A 22,467-nucleotide genomic window follows, 5' to 3' on the forward strand; every position below is an offset into this window, starting at 1 on the left:
TGCGGGGCAGTTCGTCGTCCGGGGACCAGGTCAGGCGGCCAGGTCTCCGGCGGCGGGCGCCGGGGTGGCAGTCGGCGCGGGCGCCGGGGTGGCAGCCGGTGCAGTCGAGTCCTCGACCGGCACGGTCCACTCGATCTCGTCGATCCGGCGCAGCGTGCGGCCGATGAACGGCCCCACCAGGCAGATCATGCCGACCCAGACGATGAGCAGCCAGGCCCACCACGTCATCTCGCACCCCCGTGCTCGTAGGAGCCGCAGCCTGGCTGACCGCGGTTGACCGGGGCAACGGATCCGGCGCGGTCTCATCCCGGCGGGTGAGGGTGATCGGGACGCCACGCCGCCTGCGCCCAGCCTGGGCCGGGTCAGCGGTCGTCGAGTGACTGCCGCTCCTGCGGGGCGCGGCTCAGGTACCGGCGGTTGACCCGCAGACTGGCGGGGTCCGAGTCGAGCCGCCGGTTCTCCTCCTCGTCCTCGTGGAAGAGCGCGACCTGGGTCAGCCGCGGGTAGTCCGGTGACGTGCAGAGCGCCTACAGCCACCGGGCCTCACGCCACCGGCACTCGGCGATCCGGGCAGGTTCCGTGCGGGCGTGCGGCCACCCGGCCATCAGCCGGCTGCCCCACCCTCACCGGTCCGTTCGGTCAGGGCCCGGCGGGAGGAGCCGTGGCGGTCGCCGGCGGCTCGGGTGAGCCCCCCTCGTCGGCCGGGACGGAGGACTCGGTCGGCCCCGCTCCGGTGGGCTCGACCGGGCTGGACGTCGGCGCAGGGCCGGTCGGCTCCGGCGCGGGCGTCGGCGCGGGGTCGGTCGGGCTGGGCGTCGGCTCCGGGGTGGGCGTCGGCTCCGGGGTGGGCGTCGGCTCCGGCGTCGGCGTCGGCTCCGGGGTGGGCGTCGGCTCCGGCGTGGGGGTCGGCGCGGGGTCGGTCGGGGTGGGTTCCGGGTCGGTCGGCTCCGGGTTGGGGGTCGGCTCCGGCGTGGGGGTCGGCGCGGGGTCGGTCGGGCTGGGCGTCGGCGTCGGCTCCGGGGTGGGCGTCGGCGCGGGGTCGGTCGGACTGGGCGTCGGCGTGGGGTCGGCCGGGTCCGACGGGGTCGGCGTCGGGGTCGGCGTCGGTGCCGTGGTCGGTGTTCCCTCGCCGGACGGGGTGTCGCTCGTCGCCGGCCGGTCACCGGGCACGGCGGCGGGCGGCACCGCGCCCGACGGGCTGGTGGACGACCCGGTCGAGGTCGCCGGCGGGGTCCCCGCGCGGCGCGAGTCGGTGTCCGCGTCGGAGCCGGGCTCCGTGGCGCGTTCCGGTGTGCGACTGCGCGACTCCGTGGGCGCGGTGGCGGGGGGCATCTCCCAGTCGGGGACGAGGATGGGGGTGGCCAGCCCGGACACCGCGGCCCCTTCGTTGAGCGCCTCGAGGGTGGCCGGCACCTGGTCCGGATGGGCGGCGAGCTCGGCGGCGATGGCGTCGCTGAACCCGAGGCTGCTGCTGGACCGGGCCAGGGTCGGCGCGAGCAGGATCGCCGAGAGCGCGGTGAGGGCGAGCAGGCGCTGCGGGGTGCGACCGTGCCTGCGCTGCTGCGGGGACTCTGCGCGGGTCCGCGCCGGACGGAGCCGGAGGGCGCGTGACCTCGGCGACGCGGCTGTGCTGAGCGGCCGGACCGACCGCACCGGCTGGTGGAGCCGCCCCTGGACCGAGACGGTGGCGCGCCGACGGGCGGTCGCGGTGACGGACCCGTGACCAGCGCGCTGCCGCGGCGACCGGGGGAGGGACGCCCGGACCGGCGTGGACACCTCCCACGTCCCCGTGGTCGAGCGACGGGGACGGGCGGGGGGCACCGCACCGTCGGGACGACCGGCCGGCGGGCGGGACGTGGGTGTGCGGCGCACCGCCCGTGCCCGCAGCTCCTGGACGCGGCCGGGCGGCATTGGGATCAGCTCATGCGCGGGGTCCGGGGCCCCGTACTTCAGGACGGCACAGACGACCGGGGCCGCGACCAAGCCGGCCACGGGCCACGCGATGAGCAGCCACCACCAGGCCACGGAGCTCCCTCGTTCCGGCCGCGCCGCCGCGTCCTCCACCAGCAAGATTGACGCGGCCAGGCGCTCCCGTCAATCGCTGGCCCGCACGAACCGTGCGGCTGTCGGAGCCGGGTGCGGCCGGGGCGGGAACGCGAACTGCCCCGCGCCGCCGGGATCCGGCGCCACGGGGCAGTGTCCGTGGGGGCGCGGCGACGATGCCGATCCTCGCGTCGCCGTGCCACTGCGGCGGGGGTCCAGCCCAGCGACGGGTGCCGCTGTAGCGGATGACCTGGCCGGCGCCCACGCTGCGGGCGGCGGTGAGGCCGGGGATGCCCTCGTTGGCGGGCGGCCGACCGGGGCGTGGCCTCCCGGCCGGTCAGCTGGTGCGATCGGCGGTCGCCTGCTCCCGCCTCGGCGCCGGGACCGGGCCGACGACGTTCGGCGACCGCACGACGTTGGGCTGCACCCCCTCCGTGGCGCGCGGGGTGGACGGCGCCGGGCTCGTCGGCCGCGTGGGGGCCCACGGCAGCAGGCGGGGCGGACGGCGGGCAGCGACGTCCTCGACCCAGCCGACCAGCAGCACGGCCACGAAGATCAGCAGCCACGCCGTGGCGAACATCAGCCACGAACCCCGGGCGCCGGAGGTGAAGTACTGCGCCAGCGGGGAGTGGTCGAGCACCGGTGTGGCCGCGGCGATGGCGGCGTTGCCCCACAGGTAGATCGTCATCGCCCGGTTGTTGAGCAGCGTGACCACCCGGTCGAGAGCAGGCAGGCGGCTCAGCCACGTGACCCGCGGGTACACCCTCAGCAGGATGACCACGGCGCCGAGGCAGTACAGCATGTCGGCCAGCGGGATGTCGTCGATGACGTAGGTGCCGTACTGCTCCCGGTGCGACAGCGCGTACCAGAGGCCGGCGCCCAGCAGTCCCACTCCGCCGGCGAGCGTCGGCCAGAGCGGCAGCCTCCGCAGGGTGCCGTCGTGGTGCGCGAAGCCCACCAGCCAGCAGGCCCCGTAGGTGCACAGCTGCAGGACGACCTCGTAGGTGGCCCCCTCGAGGGTCACCAGGCCGAGGCCGAGCAGGAACAGGGTGACGATCGGAACGGCCAGGGTCCGCAGCGGCCACCGGCGGAACAGCCACAGCGCCGCCGGGCTCAGCAGCACGAACCACAGGTAGGTGTAGATGTACCAGAGCGGAACGGTCCACTCGTAGCCCTGCGCCGAGGACGGTGGACCGGCGAGCGGCAGCACCCACAGCCAGGCGTTGGTCCAGGTCAACGGGGCCGAACCGGTCTCGGGATCGACCCGCCAGCCGATGGTCACCATGATCGTGACCATCGCCGCGCCGAAGACCCAGAACGGCGGCAGCAGGCGTCGCACCCGTTTGCGGAGGAACGCGGTGGTGGAGCCCGCGCGGTCGATCGAGGCGGCCGCCAGCCCCCCGCCCAGCGCGAGCAGGATGCCCATGGAGGGGAACAGCAGCGGCAGCCACGCCCAGCCGAAGGTGTGGAAGGTGACGACCCGGATCAGCGCCAGGGCGCGCAGCAGGTCGATGTAGCGGTCGCGTGTGCTCACGAGCCCGTGGTCCTCCCGGTCGCTTCGCCCACAGCCGTCCACAGCTGCGGGTCCTCCCCGCCCAGCCGCCAGATCGCGACGCCGCGCAGCCCCGCGTCGACGGCGACCGCCTGTTTGACGGCCAGCGAGCGGGCGTCCTCGAACCAGACGGTGTGCTCGTCCCCGTCGGCGCGGTAGTCGAAGCCGGCGGTGGCGGTGTGGTCGTCCCACCAGGGCTCGGCGCCCACCCGCTCGGCGAGGGCGACGGCGTCGGTGGCCTGCAGCGCGGTTCCCGCCCCGCCGGCCCAGTCGTAGCCGTAGGTGCCCAGCCCGAGCATGACCTTCTCCGGGGGGATGGTCGCCGCCGCGTACCGGGCCACCGACCGGACCCACTCCAGCGGGGCGACCGGCCCGGGCTCGCTGCCGTGCCAGGCGTGGTCGTAGGCCATCACCCGGACCTGGTCGGTCACCGTGCCCAGCTGCCGGTAGTCGAAGGCCGACGTCCCCGGTGCAGGGTCGGCGGCCTGCGCGGGAACCGCCACGGACAACTGCAGGCCGTGGGCGTGCAGCTCCTCGCGCAGGGCGGCGAGGAACTCGACGAGCAGCGGACCGGCCGGGGCCGGCAGGTCCTCGTAGTCGATGTCGATGCCGTCGAAGCCGTGCTCCCGCGCCGCGTCGACGAGTGCCTGCCGGTGGGCGGCCGACAGCTGCGGGTCGCCCAGCACGTCGGCCACCAGCTGTCCCTGCCACTCACCGTCCCGGTGGTTCTGCACGGTGGGGACGACGAGCACGTCGTCGCGGTCGAGCAGGGAGCTCATCCGGGGGGTCGGCGGGGTGACCTCCAGCCGACCTCCCGGCTGCAGCGTCGCCCAGGTCGGGCTGACCTCGGTGACCCCACCGAGCTCCACGGCTGAGCGCACGGAGGCCCAGGACCGGTCGTCCCACAGCGGCAGGTAGGCAGCGGCCACGAAGTCGGGGTGCCCGCGTCGCGGAGCCGTCGGCTGGGAGTCGCCCGGCAGCAGGACGGCCAGCAGCGTCAGGGCCGCGAGCGCGGCAGCGACGGCGATGAGGCGTCGGGTCATGCGAGCGCCGCCGGGGCGGGCTGCGGGAGGACCTCGTCGGCCGGCCGGGGGTCGGGCTCCGTCGCCGGTCGCGGGACCGCCTCGTCCATGTTCGCCGTCCGGGCCAGCTTGTTCCAGCCCAGCCGGACCCCACGCAGGGCGGTGCCCAACGACGCGTACAGCAGGTAGGCGCGCAGCGGCTCGTAGATGAAGCGGTACAGCGGGACCATCACCAGGTGCGCGGCCCGCTCGCGCAGCAGGCAGACGGCCGCCACGGCGACCACCCCGTAGAACAGCGAGAACAGCGCGACGTAGCCGAGCAGCACCAGGGGCCCACGCTGGCCGAGCGTCTGCAGCACGACCAGGGTGACCAGCGGGGTGAAGACCAGGGGCACCACCACGGTCAACGCCGACAGCGGCATGACCAGCATGCCGAGCCAGCCGTAGCGGGGTCGCAGCATCATGTTGCGGTGGCGCCAGAGGGCCTGCAGGGTGCCGTACATCCAGCGCACCCGCTGCCGCAGCAGCGCGTCCACCGTCTCCGGCGCCTCGGTCCAGGCCACCGCCTGGTCGGCCTGCTCCACGCGCCAGCCGTGCTGGTGGAGCATCAGGGTGAGGTCGCAGTCCTCCGCCAGCGTGGCGTCGCAGTAGCCGCCGGCCTGCTGCACGGCGCTGGTGCGCCAGGCCGCGCAGGCACCGGGCACCACCATCACGGCGTTGAGCGCCGCGGCCGCAGCCCGGTCGACCCCGATCTGGGTGATGTACTCCAGCGCCTGCCACCGGGTGAGGACGTTGCGGGCGTAGTTGCCCACCTTGATCACTCCGGCCACCGCGCCGACCGCGGGGGAGTGGAAGCGGCTCATCAGGTGGGTGATGGTGGAGGGCACGAAGAGGGTGTCGGCGTCGAGGGTGACGACGAAGGGCTGGCTGACGGCCGCGAAGCCGGTGTTGAGCGCGGCCCACTTCCCGGCGTTGGCCTGGTGGATCAGCCGCACCCGGGGGTCCCTGGCGGCCACCTCGCGCACCTTCTCCGCGGTGGCGTCGGTGCTCCCGTCGTCCACGACGATGACCTGCTCGACCGGGTAGCTGGAGCGCAGCACGTGCTCGAGGGTGCGGCCGATCACCACCTCCTCGTTGTAGGCGGCGATCAGCACGGCGACCGGTGGGGTGTCGGCGGTGACCGGCGGTCCGCGCCGCGCCCGCACCAACGCCAGGGCGAGGTTGACCAGGCCCATCCCGATCATGCTGACCAGCGCCAGCACGAAGAGGCCGCTGAGCAGTGAGCCGGGCAGCGCGAACAGCACGTAGGCCAGGTCGGAGGTCAGGCGGTCCCAGAACGTCGGCTCCACCGGGCCGGTGCGTTCCTGCAGGGTCGGTTGCACCTGCGGCATCGCGTGGAAGGTGTAGCCGGCGTCCCGGGCCAGCGGGATCAGCTTGTCGACGTAGGCGAGGGTCATGGACCGATCCCCGCCACCGGCGTCGTGCAGCAGCATGGTGATGTTGTCCTGGTCGCCCAGCGGCGGCAGCGGGATCTCGCCCTGCCGCTGGCCGGAGGCGTAGGCCCAGTCCAGGGTGTCGAAGTCGTGCGAGGCGACCGCGTAGCCGAGCTGCTGCGCCCGGAGGATCCCCGGCACGTCGCCCTGCATGGACTGCTCGTCGCTCCCCTCGTAGGGGAGGCGGTAGTAGGAGGCCTGGTGCCCGGTCTGCGCGCGCAGGATCCGGTCGGTCAGCGCCAGCTCCACCTGCTGCCGGAAGGGCGCTGCGACGTTGGCGTCGGTGTGGGTGAGGGAGTGGTTGCCGATGGCATGTCCCTCCCGCACGATCCGCCGCATGATCTCGGGGTACCTGGTGATCTGCTCACCGGTGACGAAGAACGTGGCGTGGACGTGGTGCTCGCTGAGCAGGTCCAGCAGCTTGGGCGTGTAGACCGGGTCGGGCCCGTCGTCGAAGGTCAGCGAGATGGTCCGGGTGGCGGTCGCGCTGTAGCCATACCGCTCCAGTGCGTACTCGGAGTCGGCGGCCTTCGCCACGTCCGGCGGAGACAGGTGTGCCAGCAGCTCGCCGGTGAACGGGTCCTCCCCGTAGACGGCGCCGTGCTCACGGACCAGGTGGAGGACACGGACCAGCGGGCCGTCGCCGATCACGGGGGCCCTGCCCACCTCCGCGGCGGTCGGCCCGTCCGGTACCGGGGCCCCGTCCAGCGCCGGTGGTGCGACCAGGCGGGGCCCCGCGACGGCACCTGCTGCGACCAGCACCAGGACCACGGCCAGCCCGGTCCGTCGCAGGAACCGCCAGCGCCTGCCCGAGGGGTTGGCGAAGACCGGCGTCCGCTGCGTGGGAGTCGGCCGGACGACCGGACGTGGCGCTCGGGACACCGCCCACCGCCGACGGCCCGGGGTCCCGTCGGCCCCCCGCAGAGTGATCACGTCTGGAAGCTAGGGAGCTCCCCCGGGAGGTCACAATCAGTAACGATCGTCCGGGTGACGCGCGTCCACGAACGAGCTAACCGAGCCGTTCCCGGTGGGCTCCGTCACCCTGTGTGCACCAGCGTGCCGTGCGGGGCCCCGCTGCGTGGCTCGACGGTCCCCCGGCGGTGATGCGGGGCTCTGCTCGACGGTCGGTCCGGTGGACGACGCGGTGGTCCGTGCGGACCGAGTCCCCCGAGACGCGAAACTGCCCCGCGCCGCCGGGACTCGGCGACACGGGGCAGTGTCCGTGGGGGCGCGGCGACGATGCCGATCCTCGCGTCGCCGCGCCACTGCGGCGGGGGGTTCAGGTCAGCGGCGGGTGCCGCTGTAGCGGATGACCTGGCCGGCGCCCACGCTGCGGGCGGCGGTGAGGCACAGGGTCGCGCGGCGGTGCACCTCGCCGGCGGGGGTCTCCGGGCTCAGGCCGGCGATGCCGGCGGCCGCGGTGAGGCCGGGGATGCCCTCGTTGGCGACGGCGTCGACCAGCCGGTGCGCGGCGATCTCGGCGTCGGGGGAGAGGCCGCCCAGCAGGAAGGCGAACTCGGCGGGGCCGGAGCGGGCCAGCCAGTCGTCACCGCGGACGGAGCGGGAGAACATCGCCGCGACCTGGTCGAGCTGGGGGCCCGGCATCGGCCAGCCGGTGTCCCGGCGCAGCAGCCCGATGAGCACCAGGGTGGCGGGGGCGCGGTCGGTGCTGACGGCGCGCTCGCTGATGCGGTCGAAGAGCGCCGCGCGGGGTGGCAGCAGGGTGATGGCGCCGGTCGCGTCGAGGCGTGAGCTCTCGGGCGCGACCGGGGTGAGGGCGATCGGCATACCGCTCTGGTCGTCGCCGGGGCGCGTGCGGTTGAGGGCCGCAACGGTCGGGCTCACCCCTCGGGGTGAGCCCAGCCGCCGGATCCGTATTCTCTGGGAACCGCCGTCAGCGGCAGATCGGGACCGCCATGTCGGTGTTGTGCTTCGTGGGCCGGCCGGGGAAGTCGCCGTTCATGAAGGAGTTGGCCGGTGACCAGCGGCCGGCCCACTCGCCGGAGTCGATGAGGTACCAGTAGCCGTCGGGCTCGACGCTGGGGATGCTCGGCGCGTAGTGCCGGCAGCGCACCTGCACGGTGGTGTCGGGCGGGATGGGCTGGGCGTTGTCCTGCAGCTTCACCGGGTCGGCGAAGGTGTTGGCGCCCAGGCGGCCGGTGGTCTCCGGCCAGGCCGGGCCGTCGCCACGGGTGGGCAGCGGCTCGTCGCGGAACAGCAGGATGCCGCCGGTGGTCACCGCGATCACCAGGACCGCCACCAGCGGAGCGGCCCAGCGCAGCCACGGCCGGCGCGGCTTCCCGGTGGCGGGCTCGGTGTGCGCGTCTGCCGGCTGCGGCTCGGGCGTGGCGGCGACCGCGCCCACCGGGGCGGGTCCGCAGGACTCGATGAGGCGCGGTGCGCCACCACCGGGGTACCCGGGGACGTGCTCGAGCGCCCAGGCGTCGAGATCACGCACCGCGCCGGTGATCTTGTTACGGGGGTAGCGGCCGGCGGTCCAGTTGTCGAGCGTGCGCACGCTGACCCGGTTGCCGGAGCGGCGGGCGAGCTGCTCCTTGCCCCCGGTGGCGCCGAGCAGCCAGTTCACCTGGACGACGAACGGGTCGGGGTGCCCTCCGGACGACGTGTGGTGCGTGCCGGTGGCGGTGTCGCTCATGTCGGGTCCCCGTTCTCCGTGCCGGTGCGGAGGGACGGTAACCCGGAACGGAACGGTGCCGGGTCTTCTGTGGGCGCGTCGTTGACCTGCGTAGTTGCGTGCACCTGCGTGCGTTGCGCCAGTTTGCGGCCAGCTGTCCGGAGCTCCGGCTTCCGGTACGGCGGCGTTCCGGGTTCCCTGGACGTGCGGGGTTCGGCCGGGCACGGGGGCCGGCCGGACCCCGCCGGCGTCGGCGCCCCCTGTCCCCGGGTCGCCGGTGGCGCAGTGGGTGTGGCGTCAGCCGCCGAGCAGGTCGCCGACCGCACCGACGACCCCGCCCAGCAGGCTGCCGGTCGGCTGGGCCGGCTCCTGAGTGGGTGTGGGGGTCGGGGTGACCGGCGTTGGGTCGGCCAGCTCGACAGGCGGCGCGTCGGTGAAGACCGGGACCTCGACGGGCGGGGTGACGACGGGCGAGGGGACGACGGGCGCCGGGTCGCTCGGCCGCGGGGCGGTGGGCTTGTCCGGGGTCGGCGTCACCGGCTTGGGGGTGACGACGGGCGCCTTCGGGGTGGTCGACGTCGGCGCGCTCGGCGCGGGCTGCCCGGTGCCGGCCGGGGTGGGGGCCGCAGGGGTGCCCGGGTCGACCGCGGTGCCGGCGGGGACCGCGGCCTGGTCGGCGGCTGTGCCGACGCCGGCGCCGGCGATCTCGGTGACGGTCGCGTCGGGGGCGTCGCTGGTGGCGCCGACGGTCGCGGCGTCGGTCTCGGGGGCGGCCGGGCGGCTGTACGCGTCACCGATGCCGGACGAGCTGCCGGAGAGCTCGTTGCCGCGCTCGAGTTCGGCCAGGGTGGCGTCGGCGCGGTCGGGAACAGCCGCGACCTCGGCGGCGACGGCATCGTGCAGGCCGAGGCCGGTGCCGGAGCGGGCGAGCACGGGGGCGAGCGCCATGACGACGAGCGCGCTGCAGGCCACGACCTGCTGGACGAGACGGTTGCCGGTCTTCGTGGCGCTGCGCTGACGGGGCTTGGCCGCGGCCTTGGGGCGCCGTCGGCCGGTGGGGCGCTGAGCGGTGGGGCGGCCATGCCCGGCGGCGCGGGACCGGTCGGCCTGCAGCGGCGGGGGCGGCGGCAGCTCGGTGGCGGCGTACCGGGGCGTGCGCGGGGTGACCAGCGGCGGGGGAGGAGGCAGGTCAGGGATGGCGTACCGGTGCCGGGGTGCGGCCGGGGCAACCTGCGGCTGGGCGGAGACGGCGCGGTGACGGCCGGTCTCGGTGAGCGTGGTGCCCGCGTCGATGCGGCGGTGGCGGCCCGTGGTCTCCGGGCCCTGTGCTGCGGCGTGCACCGTGCTGCTTCCCCCTGTTCCCGCCGGCTGTCAGCCAGCGATGAAGAAGATAGGGCGCGTAGTCACCCGTGCACAGACCGCTACCGCGTGTCCCTCTACGACACGCCGGACGAGAACGGCAACGGCCCGCCCGTCGCAGGCAGCCAGCAGTCCCGGCAAGTGCGAACTCGACTGCCCCTCCGGGCTATCCGGATGGGTGTCACCGTCTCAATTGCGCAGCGGCGGCACGTTGCGACATCAGGCCTCTATAGCGCCTTTCGGCGCAGGTGTGCACTAAGGAGACCGCTTTGCAAGGATTCGAGCAGGGTTTCCCACAGCTGTGGCCCCTTCGGGCACGTCTTCCAGCACTACTGCGTTGGCTCCCACGCGTGCTCCGGAGCCGACGTGGATTCCTCCCAGTAGAACGGCACCTGCGCCAATAATCACATCATTGCCGACTTGTGGATATCCGGGTCGACTCCCCGTCCCTGTGTAACCCATGGTGACCCCGTGAAACAGCAACGTTCCCGACCCAACCTGGCTGCCCTTCCCCACCACGAGGCCCATTCCATGCCTGATGACCACACCGGGAGCCACTTGCGCCCTGTAGTCGATATCAATGCCATATAGCACCTGGACGGCCCGGACCAACAAAAATGCCAAAAACGTCATTCGCCTGTTCGCGAGTGCGGCCGCGACGCGGTGGACCACCAAGGCGTGGAAACCTCGGTTCAGAAGTCGCGTAGCAAGCGACCCGGTACCAACCGCTTGTAGATCCGTCAGGACGTCTCGCCGTAGGGGCATGGGCAGAAGATACGGGAAGACCGCGACTAGACGGAAGTGCACTCCCTTGTCGCCACAACGGTCGCGCGCTGGCGTGTTGGCTACGCAGATCCATGTCGCTCCACGACGATCGCCTGCGCGTTGGCCATTAGATCGCTTGGGCGGTAACAGTTGAGGCGATACGTGGGCGACCAGAACGTACCCGTCGCCCAGTAAGTCGCACTGACCGAGGCATCGTCCAGGAGGTCGTACACATGCTCACCAATCGCGGAGTAGTCCGCCGGCTCGTCGCTCGGCCAGCCAACTTCCCCGAGGAGGCCGACTTGATCATACTTCGCCAGCCAGTCGGTGTAAGACCTTAACTCCGCCGTCACCCGTTCCACGAGTGACGCGTAACCGCGCGTGCGTGCATCAATCTCCAGTTCGCGGTACTCGCCGGGGTAGATGCCCGACCCGTCCAGAGAAAAATAGTAGTGCGCCTCGTAGACGACTCTATTCAGTGCATCCACTATCCAAGGTCGCGGATTCTGCTGGTCCCAGCGCTGCGCGCCGCTGTGGTCAACGCCTGCAACGATCACGCGCCTCGCGTCACCGGTTGCCCTGATCGCATCAACGGCCGACTGGCTGGCAGTCCGCCACGCCTCGGCGTCGCCGGGCTCATTCATCAATCCCCACCCAATGATCGAAGATTGGTCCCGAAACTCGTTGACGAGTTTAGTCCATACATCTGCGAATGCGTCCGCAGGTATTCCGGATCTCAGGCTTATCGTCTCGTCGTCCAACTTCACAAAATTGCCATAATTGTGCATGTCCAGTAGGACATGCAGGCCGCTGCGGCCAGCTGCCTCGACCGTTCGTCGCAGTTCCTCAACCCCGGTGCTTGTCAGATCCGCGTATAGCTCCCTCTGGATCCGCTCCCAGCGGAACGGAATGCGCACTAGAGCATGGCCACGGCTTCGCATTGTCTCGTAAAAGCGCTCATCATTGTAGCGATAGTCTATGCCGACCACGCCCGGCAACCGACTGGGATCGGTCCCGAACTCGCCACCTGCCGCGTTCACGCCTCGCAAGTAGCTGAGATCGCCGGACGGGTCGCCGGGCACCCCTTGGGCGGACCAGGCCTTCGCCGCAGACGAGGCGCCCGTCGTCGAATCTGTTGGTCGAACGACCTCGGGAGTCTGACCCGTGGGTGCGGTCGTGCAAGCCGTGACCGTGACGACGCAAGCAACAAGCAGTACAGCGAAGCGATGCGGCGCCTCGAGCGCTCGTGTCATGGCGAGTCGTCCTATTCATCCACGGGGGGCGGCGCGCCTAACGTTCATCCTCACCCGGTCCACCCCGAGTATCCACGAGGGAGCTCCTGCTAGCCTGTCGCGGCGTTCACTAGGCCGATTGTGGTTGGACTGCGGCCAGCGCTCCGAGCTTCGGCGTCGATCAGGGAGACTGCATGGTGCGTGTCGCAGTTGCGCACGACTATCTAACGCAACGAGGGGGCGGTGAGCGGGTCGCCCTCGCGATCGGTAGGACGTTCGAATCGTCACCGTTCTACACCGCCGTGTTTGACGCAGAGGCTACCTACAGCGGCTTCAGTTCCCTTGACATCAGGACCTCTGCTCTACAGCGTGTGCCGGCTTTTCGGAGAGACCCGCGCCGTGCCCTTCCGCTGCTGGCCAGAGCGTGGGATTCCTTCCCGGCGGTGGACGCAGACGCCCTTGTCGTGAGTTCAAGCGGGTGGGCACACGGCCTGCGAGCCGCAAAGGGAACGGCCAAGCTCGTGTACTGTCACAACCCAGCCCGCTGGCTATATCAGCAGGATGAATACGTAACACGAGCGATCGAGGCGCGGGCACTGAAAGCCGTGAGGTTTCACTTGACTCGCTGGGACCAGAGGGCCGCCCGTACAGCAGACCTCTATGTCGCGAATTCCACCGTTGTGCAGCGCCGCATTCACGATACCTACGGAATTGACGCAAGGGTGCTCTACCCGCCGGTGTCAATCGATCCGACCGGTGACGCGGATCCAGTGCCGGGGGAGCGCCCGGGATTCTGGCTTACTGTTTCGCGGGGGCGGGGATACAAGAACACCCAGGCCGTTATCGACGGTGTGCTGCGAACAAAGCAAGGCAGACTGCTGGTGACTGGCGAGCGTCCCCCCAGCGTACCCGTTCATGAGCGCGTGCGCTGGCTTGGGATCGTGACGGAAGCCCAGCTTAGGTGGCTCTACGCGAACGCTCGTGCCCTTGTATCCGTCTCGAATGAGGACTTTGGCCTCACTCCAATTGAGGCCAACGCATTCGGTACCCCAGTAGCGGTCCTCCAGGCCGGAGGGTTCCTTGACAGTACGGCTCCTGGCCGATCAGGCGCTTGGATCGCAGCGGCTTCCGCTGAGGCCGTCCAAGCGGCTCTAGAGAGCTTCCCGCACTTCGATGCGGAGGTCGTTCGACGTCACGCGGCCAACTTCTCAGAGTCCAGGTTCCTTGCCGCACTCCGTAACCTGACCAGTGAGGCCGTGGACCTACACCGTCCAAAGGCTTATGAATAGGCGGTAGCGTCGGCAAGCCTGACAGGGTCCGCGCCTGTACACGGAGCTACAGTCAGATCGCCAAGGTGGGTGGCTGGGTCCGTACTGCACGAAGGCGGGAGATCATGACGATATCTTCCCAAGTGAGCTCTTCAACGCTCAGTGACCTAGCAAGGCCACGCTCCGCCAGCATCTGAGCGATCTGCAGCTGATGATCATCTATGTGCTCGCCTCTTGACGGATTGCGCGCCACAAGAAGGGGCACGTTACCCGCCCGAAGGCTGGTAAGTGCCGAGCCGGTACCGGCGTGCGCAACGACGGCGTCGGCTTCACTCGACCATCGCTGCATCGTCTCAGAGGGAACCCGGTCGTGCCCGACGATGGGCAAGTCGCTGACATCCGTTGATCCGGTCTGCCAGATCACGTCCACCTCGCTGGGTACGATCGCGAGCATGCGCTCAACGAGTGCTCGGAAGGGGAAATCGCGAGCAGTCCCTAGGGTCAGGAGAACCGTCTTGGGGGCACTCGCCGTTGCATCAGGCTCGACTTTGAAGCCATCGAAGATTGATCCAGCGTACCGCCAGATGTTGGACTCCCAGGCAGGGTTCTGTGTATAAGTTCGCACCCCGGGAAGAGCAGCCATGACCCGACCTGTAAGTGACGGAGCGTCGACGCGTGTCGCGCTTTCCAAGTAAATGCAGTCAATGCCTCGAAGTCGCGCGGCCGGCATAATCGCAACCGCCAGTGCGCTACCAGTGCTCACCACCCGTTGGACGTTGTACTGAGCGAAGAGTCTCTTAGCGCTCGCCATGTTCCTAAGCGCGGTTCGCCAGTCCTTTGGCGGCGAGGGGGCGAACCATTCAACGACTCTCCCCGAGAGTAGCGAGACGGTCTGCTCGGTCTTGATGGTGCACCAGACGACCGAGTCCGAGAATGGAAGTCGCTCGTGTAGGTCGAAGAGTTGAGTGATATGACCTCCGTCGTTAGCCACTAGCAGCGTCGTGGCCCTACTACCCGTCACGTTCTACTCCTTCTGTCTGGGTTGAGTCCACGACGAGCGGCTGAGGCGTCAGCCTAACCGAGGTCACCTCCGCTGCGCGCCTGAGTCCGAGCCACCAGATGGCGGCGGATGTTGAGCTGGCCAAAAATAGGCCGACTCCCAGTAGACTCAGGCTGTCGGGGTGCCAGAGGACCAGGGTTAGAGGAATCAAGAGTAGTACTGGCGCGGTAAGAAACCGTCGCATGAAGTTGCCGCTAGGTGTCCGAATCACTCTACTGGCGACGATTCCTCCGGTCATCAGTCCGTTGACTGCCATGGTTGCCAAGTAGTACGGAGCCAGTTCAAGTGCCAACTCAAAATTCGCCGGGATGGATCGCTCCCGGGATATGATCATCGTCGCTGTTGCCAACGCTGCACTATATGCGAGCGTGGCTACCGCAACGACGATTGCAACCCGGCTCCCTACCCGCGTGGGTCGTGATGACCGGGCGCGAGCCAGTTGACCGTACGCCAGGGTGGTAGTCGCCGTGATTAGGACGTTGATAGGCGCAACAAGCGTCTGCCCGGCTCGGAAGGCGGCGAGCGTGCTCGTTGCCCCGGCGACTAGCATCAGGATCGGCAACAGTTGCTGAGTTCCACTGGCGACCACGAACTCTGCGAGCAATCCTCGCTCCACATCGTGTTTCGTAGAAGGTCGCCGTGTGTCCGCCACTGGTCGGCCCAGAGCCATGACAACTGGTACGGACAGAAGCGCTCCGCCTCCCCAGGCCAAGATGTCCAACATGGCCGAGTGGTGTCCGGTTTCCCAGGCGAAAGCCGTCGCGGCGACCTGGACTGTCAGCCAGGTGACGTCTTGCCCTAGCGCGCTGCGGAACCGGTCGTGGGCGATCAGAGTCAGTCTTAGATAGTCGGCGACTACGACAGCTAGGGTCGCCCCCGCCATGGTTATCCATATCTGAGCCGATTCGCCTCCGAACAGGGGCGTGAAAGCTGCGAAGGCCATACCGGCCAGTAGGGCGACTATCAGTAGGCGGGGCCACGTAAGAGCGTTGGGCGCAACACTGAACTTCGCTCGCCTCACGAGTTGGCTCTCGCCGAAGTACGCTCGCGCGGATCCGGCTAGTAGCCAGTAGACGGCATACGCTGCTCCGAAGGTGGCCAATCCCATCGTGGAGGCATCGATCGCGACGGTGGCGGTGAGGATGAGCGTGCCCAGGGAGTACACGGCCTGGTCGGCAGCTACCAGCATGCCTCTGGCTCGCCCCCTGGCAGGCATCAATCTCCGCATCTCGTTGGCCTTCTCGCCGTTCCTGATCTACATGATGAAGCGGGTCCACCGTGAGGCCGCTCGACCTAGGGTCGGGCACTGTTCAAGTCGCATCGCAAGGCGTCAACACGGCCGGCTGCGATCCTTGGGCAAGCTACAGGACCTTCGGCCTGCTTCGGTCAGCATCTTGCGACAGGGCTCGCCGAGTCTTCGGAGCGGTCCTTGGGGGATCGCTGAACCGAGTGAGGGAACTACCCCCGGCGAGCGCCCGGGCTACCCTCCCTCAACGCGGCACGCCTGTGTAAGGGGGTGTCGCCTCAGACGCGCGAGAGGCGGGACATTGTTCGACGGAGATGTTGCGGGCCCGAGGCAGAAGCGTAGAGCAGGGGCTTCCGAGGGGCGTATGGGGCGCAAGGTGCGATTGCTCGGCGTCGTTCTCCTTCTAGTCGGTGTTCCGCCGCTGATCGGGGGGGTGATCGCGGCGAGCGAAGATCCAGTCTACGAGGCGCGGTCCGAACTGATTTACGACCGCTTGACGAGCAGTAATGCGACAGACGAACTGCAGATTCGCACTGAGGTAGCTCTAATTAGCAGTCGACCGGTTCTCGAGCGGGCGAGCTCCACGATCGGGCTCAACGTGGACGAGCTGAGTCAGATTGTGAGTGCATCTCGGATCAGTGACAGTCAGATCATTGGTGTCGCTGCTACAAACGAGGATGGGGACTCGGCTGTGCGCGTGGTGGATGCCGTGGTCGCCAGCTACCTAGAAACTCAAGCAGACTCGCCGGATGGAGCGGCCGAAACCGCCTACCTGACTGAGCGGATAGCTGCTTTGCAGGAGCAACTTGCGGCAGTGGAGCAGCGGGTGGCAGAGGTGGCACCGGAGGGTAGCGGTGCGGCAGACTCGGTAACGCTTCTCACCCTTCAATCCCAGGCGGAGGCGTTGCGCACTCAGATCACGGACGCGCAGTCTCAGATCACCAACCTGACGGTCGAGGGCATAGGAAGTGGCTCTCCCGTCCGTCTCCTGACGCCGGCCTACTTGGCGGACGAACCGATCAGCCCGCGCCCTCTCAGGACGGTAGTCGGCGGGCTGCTGGCCGGCATCCTGTTGGCGGTCGGCTTCCTGATTGCGCGCGCATATGCAGCCCGGCAGGGGTCAGACGGGCGGGTCGTGGAGTGACATTGAGGCGGGCCCTCGACGGACGTGTAGTGCCGCATCTGCTTCAGGTAGTGCGATGTCAGGGTTGATGCGCGACGGGAGACTTGCTGTCGGCGCAGTGGGCCTCAGCGTCCTCGCTGGCCTCGCGGCTAGCGCGAACGCGTGGGCACCTCTGGTGGGGGTTCTGGGGATAGCCGTTACGGGGGCCATCGCGCTCAGGCCGCAGCTTGGTGGCTATCTCTACGTAACGATGACCCCCCTTCTCGTGGGAGTTCCGCGTGGCGCCGTCCTGCCGTACGTAAGACTTAGTGAGCTCTTACTGCTGGTGGTGTGGACCGGAATCCTGCTGGGTCCTGTACGGCGCTGGGTCTCGTATGGCATGCCTCGCCTGGCCACGTCGCCGGTTGACTGGTGCGTACTTGCGTTGGCGATCTGTAGCAGCGTCACAAGCTTGGGTTGGATGGCTGCCCGAGAAGTCCCGATCTCGCTAGACGATGCGCTGTTTGCCTTGACCCTTTGGAAGTATTTCGCGGCCTATGTGCTGGTGCGAATATCGATACATGGGGCTCAGCAAATTAGGGCTTTGATCCTCGGCCTCATCGGCTCGTGTGCAATTGTGGCGGTCTTGGGGCTCGTGCAAGTGTCCCGACCGGGTGCATTGTCGGGCTTCTTCGGCCTCTTCGTTGCGGAGGATGATCAAGACAAGCTTAGTCAGTACAACGCCAAATCAACGATCGGGGCATCGATTCCCTTCGGGGATGTTATGTCGTTGACTGCCTGCCTCTGTCTTGCACTTTTCGCATTGGCTCCCACGAGAAAGCGGCGACTGGGTTGGGGGCTAGCGACCGCATTCTTCAGTCTTTCGGCAGTGGCATCGGGGCAGGTCTCTGGGGTGCTCGCTCTGTTGATCGCGTTGGGGGTGGGCGCGTGGCTGAGCCGCAGCTGGCGGCAGGTGGCCATCAGTGCATTGCCATTCGCTCTCGGCGCATACGTCCTAGCGAGACCAGCGCTCGAGGGGCGACTGGCCTCCGTTGACCCCGCCACTGGTCTGCCGAGCCAGTGGACTGGCCCTAATGGCAGAATAGCGAACCTACGAACGTTCATCTTTCCGCGTTTGGGTGAGCAATCCGACTGGCTCTTTGGGGTTCAGACGTCAGCACGAATTCCTGCACCGGAGCCTTGGCGTGAATGGATATGGATAGAGAGCGGATACGTATGGCTTCTGTGGAACGGCGGTTTGCCTCTGTTGATGGCATTCCTCGCCTACGTCCTTCTGGCTATCCGGGCAAGTCGTGGACTTGTCTATCGGGCTGAAGACCGCTATACGGCTGCCGTGGGGGTGGCGAGCTTCTCCGGACTTGTGATGCTGGCGTCGCTGATGATTCTCGACCCCCACCTCACTATGCGAGGGTCTGCTGACGTCCTCTTCTCCCTTGTTGCGGTTGCGGTGACGGCTGGACGCACGAAAGAGGTGGCCGGCCATTGGATGGTCGGAGCACTGGGGAGGCGTGCGGTAGAACGTGCACCTGCGTGAGGGTGAGAGCGAGGGTCCGGGGTTGGGCGCGTGCGCACACGCGGTGCAGGCTGACCGCCCTGCCTCGGGCTGGCCGCAAACGACGGTTGGGGAGGAAGCCAGGGGAAGGAGCGTCTCGTCCGGGGTGGGCTGTACGTGCGTGATGAGAACTACGTATGGGCTCGTCGGCAGACGCAGCCTTGTTCTGGCGCGCCCTAGCGCATCGCTAGTGAATGCCCCCGCTGGGTAGCGAGGCCCGGGTGTCGACTACGTTCCGTATCTGAGGTGTTACGCGTTGGGCCTCACGGTTACTGGCTATTGCCACTAGCCTCTGCACGCCGGTTGAACATGGAAGTTTCCGGTAGGGATAGTCGGAGAAGCCGGAGTGATGCGCTCCCGGCCGGCGGCACGGGGGTGCGTCGAGTGGATGTTCTTGAGGAGCGTGGCGACAGGGTTCGCCACCGTTTGCGACCGGTGGGTGGTCGGCGGCTTCCGGCCGTTGGCCGGATGCGCGGAGAAGGCACGATTGCGCGTCGCGCTTGGCGCGTCGCTTATGTTCGGCGGATTGCAGTAGGCGACCTTGCGGTCGGCACTCTTGCTGCACTCGTCGGCTATTTAGTTCGCTTTGGGCCAGTGGCTGACGGATCCGCTCCTGCGCATGCCTCGTTGTGGTTGGTCGCGCTCTTGCCGCCGGTGTGGCTGGTTACGATGCTCGTCGCTCGTACGTACGAGGAACGCTTTCTCTGGGTCGGCGCCGAAGAATTCCGACGGGTCTTTGGTGCTGCGATCGGCCTGCTGGCTGGCGTCGGGACCGTTTCCTGGGCGTTCGAACTCGAGCTCGCCCGCGGCTTCGTTATCGTGGCTATGCCTCTGGCCACCGCTCTTACCCTGCTGCAGCGGTATGCGCAGAGGTCAAGGTTGCATCGCCGTCGCAGTCGTGGTGACTACCTGCAGACCGCAATCTTGGTCGGCCACCGCAGTGGCGTGCTCGCGCTGCACGAGCAGATCGACCGCGAGGCGTATCACGGCTACCGGGTGATTGGCTGCTGCCTGCCGCCGTCCCCGCTGGGTGCGGAGGTCATCGAGTTCGACGGCGTCCCCGTCCTCGGAGGCCTGGACGACGTGCTCGACGTCGTTCGGCAGTACGAGGTCGACACCGTCGCCGTGCTGCCCTCGCCCGAGCTCGACGGACCGGCGCTCCGGCGCCTCGGCTGGGAGCTGGAGAAGACCGAGGCCGAGCTCCTGCTCGCCCCCGCCGTCACCGAGATAGCCGGCCCCCGGGTTCGCATCCGCCCGGTCTGCGGCCTCCCGCTGCTGCACATGGAGCGCCCCGAGCTGCGCGGCGTCCGCCGGCTCACCAAGGAGGCGTTCGACCGCACGGCAGCTGCGGTCGGTCTGCTCTGCATCCTCCCCGCGTTCCTCGGCCTTGCGCTCGCCGTCGGCCTCACCAGCCGCGGCGGCGTCTTCTACCGGCAGGAGCGGGTGGGCCGGGACGGTGAGACCTTCGGGATGCTGAAGTTCCGCAGCATGGTCAGCGGCGCCGACCGGATGGTGCCCGATCTGGCCGAGCAGAGCGACGGCAACGGAGTCCTCTTCAAGATGAAGGGTGACCCGCGGGTCACCCGCGTCGGCAAGGTGCTGCGCCGCTACTCCCTCGACGAGCTGCCGCAGCTGGTCAACGTGGTGCGCGGCGACATGTCCCTCGTCGGCCCCCGGCCCCCGCTGCCCAGCGAGGTGGAGCGCTACGGCTTCGACATGCGCCGCCGCTTCCTGGTCAAGCCCGGGATCACCGGCCTCTGGCAGGTCAGCGGCCGCTCCGACCTCTCCTGGGACGACTCGGTGCGCATCGACGTGCGGTACGTGGAGAACTGGTCGCTGGCTTTCGACTTCATGATCCTGTGGAAGACCGTGGGGGCCGTGTTCCGCGGCTCCGGGGCCTACTGACCCACCAGGTCCCGGGCGCCCGCCTCCACGCGGGAGAGACTGGGGGCATGGCCACGCCCTCGTCACCCGACGCGGTGTTCTCGGTGCTGTTCGTCTGTACCGGGAACATCTGCCGGTCGGCGCTGGCCGAGCGGCTCACCCGGGCCTACCTCGATGACGCGCTCGGTGACGACGCCGCGGCGATCAGCGTGGCCAGCGCCGGCACCCAGGCCGTCGTCGGCTCCGGGGTGCACCCGGACAGCGCGCTCGTCCTCGCCGGCTTCGGTGGGGAGGCGGCCGGGTTCGCCGCCCGGCACCTGCGCGACGGCATGGCGGTCGAGGCCGACCTGGTGCTCACCCTAACCCGGGCCCACCGGCGGGCCGCGCTCCAGCTCGCCCCCCGCGCGCTGGCTCGCACCTTCACCCTGCGCGAGGCGGCCGACCTGGTCGACCTGCTCGACCCGGACACCGAGTTCCCCGGCGAGACCCACGCACAGCGGTGCCGGGCCCTCGTGGCCGCGCTGGCGGCCGCCCGCTCGCGCCGGGCCTCCAGCGACCGGGACGACATCGCCGACCCCATCGGTCAGCCACTCGAGGTGCACCAGCAAGTCGGGGAGGAGATCAGCGACGCGCTGCTCCGGCTGCTTCCCCGGATCGTCGCGCTCCGCGAGCCGGCCGGGTCGCCCGTCGCCTGACCTCCGCGACGGCCGGGCGGATGAGTCCGGATCCGAGACCTTGCGGTTTCGGTGGAGTGGGTCCAAGATCGTTGCTCTGATGGGGCATCGACGGTCAAGGGCGATCCGATGGCGTGGTGGGGCTGGGTGCTGCTGGGTTCGTTGGCCCTGCTGAGCATCGCCGGGGTGCGGTGGCTCGGCGCGGCCGCGGCCGTCGTCCGGCAGCGCGAATGTCAGGCGCAGCTCGATGAGCTGCTGGCCGCCCTCGACGCGACGGCGGCGGGTGGTCAGGAGCCGAGTGACGGCGAGGTCAGCGGGGGGTCTCCGGCAGCGCCTCGTCGCTGAACTCCTCGGCGTTCTGCCCCAGCGAGTCGGTCTTCAGGTAGCCCCACATCCGGCCGGCAGACACGTCATCCAGGTAGACGACGCTGGCCGCCCCCTCGGTGCCGGTGCCCAGCACCGGTGCGGTGAAGAACTCGACGTCCGCCGGGCGCAGCCCGCGCAGCGAGTACGCCATGCCGAGCATGTCGCCGTTGCTCAGCCCGTCGTCCACCGCGACCGCGTTGGTCACCGCCAGCAGGGTGTCGTCGAGCTTGGCCGGGCTGGAGAACACGTCCTGGCTGAACAGCTTGCTGAACATCGCCCGCAGGTAGTTCTGCTGCCGCTTCACCCGGTCGAAGTCGCCACCGGGCAGGTCGTAGCGCTGCCCGACGTACCAGCGGGCCTGCTCACCGTTGAGGTGGTTCTGCCCCGCCTCGAACGTGTACGGCCCGTTGCTGGTCGTCTCCTGGACGACGACGTCGACCCCACCCAGGTCATCGGTCATCTGGATCAGCCCGTCGAAGTCGATCGCCGCGTAGTGGTCGATCCGCACACCGGTCAGCTGCTCGACGGTCTGGATCAGCAGCGCCGGGCCACCGAAGGCGTAGGCGGCGTTGATCTTGTTCATGCCGCGACCCGGGATCGGCACCCAGGAGTCGCGGGGGATGGAGATGACCTGGGCGTGCTCCCGGTCGCCGGCGAAGCGGGCGATCATGATCGCGTCCGAACGGGCGTCGGGCAGTTCGCCCGGCGCCACCTCCGCCCGGGTGTCCGAGCCGACCAGCAGGAAGGTGATCGGGTCCTCGGTCGCCGTATCGGCGGTGGGGGAGGGGGCGGCCGGCCGGTTCTGCTCCTCGATCTCGGCGAAGACGTTGCCGACCCGGTCGACGTTGCCGCCGTACCGATCGCTCACGAACCACAAGGCTCCGCCGACGAGGACGGCCAGCGCGACGCCCAGGACTGCTAGCGCGATGACTGCGCGGCGCCATGAGTTCCGCCGCGTCGGGGTTGTAGCGGTCTCCGAGCCGTCGGTCGCGGCCGGGATGGTGTCGACTGGCACGGATCCTCCCTCTCCTCGCTCGTCACTCAGAGTGCGAGGAGTTCTGCGCGTCCGCCTAGTCGATGCGAGGCCTGGACACGATCGGAGGATGAGCGATCACTCGTTGGGGACCTGAAGTCGTCGCGATCAGTGACGATCCGCCAGGATGAGAGGCGGTACCGCTGGTGGTCACGCCGCA

At 69.2% G+C, this 22,467-nt stretch carries 19 protein-coding genes; 7 read left to right on the forward strand and 12 right to left on the reverse strand.

Annotation, left to right across the window (positions count from 1 at the left end):
- Positions 1 to 30 precede the first annotated feature (30 nt).
- Complete coding sequence (locus ACI79Y_RS14750) at positions 31 to 228, reverse strand: hypothetical protein (RefSeq protein WP_457159201.1); 198 nt, start codon at positions 226 to 228, stop codon at positions 31 to 33.
- A 433-nt stretch (positions 229 to 661) separates the two neighbouring features.
- On the opposite strand from ACI79Y_RS14750, the gene ACI79Y_RS14755 reads away from it, so the two are divergent.
- A complete protein-coding gene (locus ACI79Y_RS14755; protein WP_457159202.1) occupies positions 662 to 1,723 on the forward strand; it encodes a hypothetical protein in 1,062 nt (353 codons plus the stop codon).
- Positions 1,724 to 2,380: 657 nt separating this feature from the next.
- Here the strand turns inward: ACI79Y_RS14755 and ACI79Y_RS14760 are convergent.
- The 8 genes from ACI79Y_RS14760 to ACI79Y_RS14795 all read right to left on the reverse strand — a co-directional run bounded on the left by ACI79Y_RS14760 (position 2,381) and on the right by ACI79Y_RS14795 (position 12,122).
- Positions 2,381 to 3,577 carry an acyltransferase family protein gene (locus tag ACI79Y_RS14760; RefSeq protein WP_457159203.1) on the reverse strand — a complete coding sequence of 399 codons (1,197 nt, stop codon included), beginning with the start codon at positions 3,575 to 3,577 and terminating at the stop codon, positions 2,381 to 2,383.
- The gene (locus ACI79Y_RS14765) at positions 3,574 to 4,638 is read right to left on the reverse strand and encodes a glycosyl hydrolase family 18 protein (RefSeq protein ID WP_457159204.1); all 1,065 of its coding nucleotides are present in this window, start codon (positions 4,636 to 4,638) and stop codon (positions 3,574 to 3,576) included. The genes ACI79Y_RS14760 and ACI79Y_RS14765 overlap by 4 nt, the downstream gene beginning before the upstream one ends.
- Positions 4,635 to 7,043, reverse strand: a complete 2,409-nt coding sequence (locus ACI79Y_RS14770) for a bifunctional polysaccharide deacetylase/glycosyltransferase family 2 protein (RefSeq protein WP_457159205.1) — start codon at positions 7,041 to 7,043, stop codon at positions 4,635 to 4,637. Before ACI79Y_RS14770 ends, ACI79Y_RS14765 begins: the two co-directional genes overlap by 4 nt.
- A 351-nt stretch (positions 7,044 to 7,394) precedes the next feature.
- Positions 7,395 to 7,898 carry a hypothetical protein gene (locus ACI79Y_RS14775; protein WP_457159206.1) on the reverse strand — a complete coding sequence of 168 codons (504 nt, stop codon included), beginning with the start codon at positions 7,896 to 7,898 and terminating at the stop codon, positions 7,395 to 7,397.
- A gap of 106 nt (positions 7,899 to 8,004) precedes the next feature.
- Complete coding sequence (locus tag ACI79Y_RS14780; protein ID WP_457159207.1) at positions 8,005 to 8,766, reverse strand: hypothetical protein; 762 nt, start codon at positions 8,764 to 8,766, stop codon at positions 8,005 to 8,007.
- 276 nt (positions 8,767 to 9,042) lie between these two features.
- Positions 9,043 to 10,086 carry a hypothetical protein gene (locus ACI79Y_RS14785; RefSeq protein WP_457159208.1) on the reverse strand — a complete coding sequence of 348 codons (1,044 nt, stop codon included), beginning with the start codon at positions 10,084 to 10,086 and terminating at the stop codon, positions 9,043 to 9,045.
- Between the two features lie 273 nt (positions 10,087 to 10,359).
- A complete protein-coding gene (locus tag ACI79Y_RS14790) occupies positions 10,360 to 10,869 on the reverse strand; it encodes a serine O-acetyltransferase (RefSeq protein WP_457159209.1) in 510 nt (169 codons plus the stop codon).
- 80 nt (positions 10,870 to 10,949) lie between these two features.
- Positions 10,950 to 12,122 carry a glycoside hydrolase family 5 protein gene (locus tag ACI79Y_RS14795; protein WP_457159210.1) on the reverse strand — a complete coding sequence of 391 codons (1,173 nt, stop codon included), beginning with the start codon at positions 12,120 to 12,122 and terminating at the stop codon, positions 10,950 to 10,952.
- 173 nt (positions 12,123 to 12,295) lie between these two features.
- Here ACI79Y_RS14795 and ACI79Y_RS14800 point away from each other — a divergent pair, with 173 nt between their 5' ends.
- Entirely contained in the window at positions 12,296 to 13,390 is a 1,095-nt protein-coding gene (locus ACI79Y_RS14800) for a glycosyltransferase (protein ID WP_457159211.1), read from the forward strand.
- Between the two features lie 52 nt (positions 13,391 to 13,442).
- Here the strand turns inward: ACI79Y_RS14800 and ACI79Y_RS14805 are convergent, their stop codons facing one another.
- Both ACI79Y_RS14805 and ACI79Y_RS14810 read right to left on the reverse strand, forming a co-directional pair.
- The gene (locus ACI79Y_RS14805) at positions 13,443 to 14,390 is read right to left on the reverse strand and encodes a glycosyltransferase (protein ID WP_457159212.1); all 948 of its coding nucleotides are present in this window, start codon (positions 14,388 to 14,390) and stop codon (positions 13,443 to 13,445) included.
- Entirely contained in the window at positions 14,380 to 15,618 is a 1,239-nt protein-coding gene (locus tag ACI79Y_RS14810) for a hypothetical protein (protein ID WP_457159213.1), read from the reverse strand. The genes ACI79Y_RS14805 and ACI79Y_RS14810 overlap by 11 nt, the downstream gene beginning before the upstream one ends.
- A 433-nt stretch (positions 15,619 to 16,051) precedes the next feature.
- On the opposite strand from ACI79Y_RS14810, the gene ACI79Y_RS14815 reads away from it, so the two are divergent.
- The 5 genes from ACI79Y_RS14815 (at position 16,052) to ACI79Y_RS14835 (ending at position 21,253) form a co-directional block, all read left to right on the forward strand.
- Complete coding sequence (locus ACI79Y_RS14815; protein ID WP_457159214.1) at positions 16,052 to 16,819, forward strand: hypothetical protein; 768 nt, start codon at positions 16,052 to 16,054, stop codon at positions 16,817 to 16,819.
- A 439-nt stretch (positions 16,820 to 17,258) separates the two neighbouring features.
- Positions 17,259 to 18,332: a hypothetical protein gene (locus tag ACI79Y_RS14820; protein ID WP_457159215.1), complete on the forward strand. Its 1,074-nt coding sequence runs from the start codon at positions 17,259 to 17,261 to the stop codon at positions 18,330 to 18,332.
- Positions 18,333 to 18,818: 486 nt separating this feature from the next.
- On the forward strand, positions 18,819 to 20,255 hold the full coding sequence (locus tag ACI79Y_RS14825; protein WP_457159239.1) for a sugar transferase: 1,437 nt from the start codon (positions 18,819 to 18,821) through the stop codon (positions 20,253 to 20,255).
- A 47-nt stretch (positions 20,256 to 20,302) separates the two neighbouring features.
- Positions 20,303 to 20,929, forward strand: coding sequence for an arsenate reductase/protein-tyrosine-phosphatase family protein (locus tag ACI79Y_RS14830; RefSeq protein ID WP_457159216.1), 627 nt, complete (start codon positions 20,303 to 20,305; stop codon positions 20,927 to 20,929).
- A gap of 108 nt (positions 20,930 to 21,037) precedes the next feature.
- Entirely contained in the window at positions 21,038 to 21,253 is a 216-nt protein-coding gene (locus ACI79Y_RS14835; RefSeq protein WP_457159217.1) for a hypothetical protein, read from the forward strand.
- Here ACI79Y_RS14835 and ACI79Y_RS14840 read toward each other — a convergent pair.
- A complete protein-coding gene (locus ACI79Y_RS14840; protein WP_457159218.1) occupies positions 21,219 to 22,142 on the reverse strand; it encodes an LCP family protein in 924 nt (307 codons plus the stop codon). The genes ACI79Y_RS14835 and ACI79Y_RS14840 overlap by 35 nt on opposite strands.
- Between the last annotated feature and the right edge of the window lie 325 nt (positions 22,143 to 22,467).

The organism is Modestobacter sp. SYSU DS0875 (genome assembly GCF_054050915.1).

Bases quoted from the DNA above. Each gene is read 5' to 3' on its own strand.
- ACI79Y_RS14795 (WP_457159210.1), bottom strand. From the start codon at position 12,122: ATGACACGAGCGCTCGAGGCGCCGCATCGCTTCGCTGTACTGCTTGTT.
- ACI79Y_RS14810 (WP_457159213.1), bottom strand. From the start codon at position 15,618: ATGCTGGTAGCTGCCGACCAGGCCGTGTACTCCCTGGGCACGCTCATC.
- ACI79Y_RS14825 (WP_457159239.1), top strand. From the start codon at position 18,819: ATGCGCGGAGAAGGCACGATTGCGCGTCGCGCTTGGCGCGTCGCTTAT.
- ACI79Y_RS14835 (WP_457159217.1), top strand. From the start codon at position 21,038: ATGGCGTGGTGGGGCTGGGTGCTGCTGGGTTCGTTGGCCCTGCTGAGC.
- ACI79Y_RS14780 (WP_457159207.1), bottom strand. From the start codon at position 8,766: ATGAGCGACACCGCCACCGGCACGCACCACACGTCGTCCGGAGGGCAC.
- ACI79Y_RS14820 (WP_457159215.1), top strand. From the start codon at position 17,259: ATGGCTGCCCGAGAAGTCCCGATCTCGCTAGACGATGCGCTGTTTGCC.
- ACI79Y_RS14765 (WP_457159204.1), bottom strand. From the start codon at position 4,638: ATGACCCGACGCCTCATCGCCGTCGCTGCCGCGCTCGCGGCCCTGACG.
- ACI79Y_RS14775 (WP_457159206.1), bottom strand. From the start codon at position 7,898: ATGCCGATCGCCCTCACCCCGGTCGCGCCCGAGAGCTCACGCCTCGAC.
- ACI79Y_RS14800 (WP_457159211.1), top strand. From the start codon at position 12,296: ATGGTGCGTGTCGCAGTTGCGCACGACTATCTAACGCAACGAGGGGGC.
- ACI79Y_RS14750 (WP_457159201.1), bottom strand. From the start codon at position 228: ATGACGTGGTGGGCCTGGCTGCTCATCGTCTGGGTCGGCATGATCTGC.
- ACI79Y_RS14790 (WP_457159209.1), bottom strand. From the start codon at position 10,869: ATGCCCCTACGGCGAGACGTCCTGACGGATCTACAAGCGGTTGGTACC.
- ACI79Y_RS14830 (WP_457159216.1), top strand. From the start codon at position 20,303: ATGGCCACGCCCTCGTCACCCGACGCGGTGTTCTCGGTGCTGTTCGTC.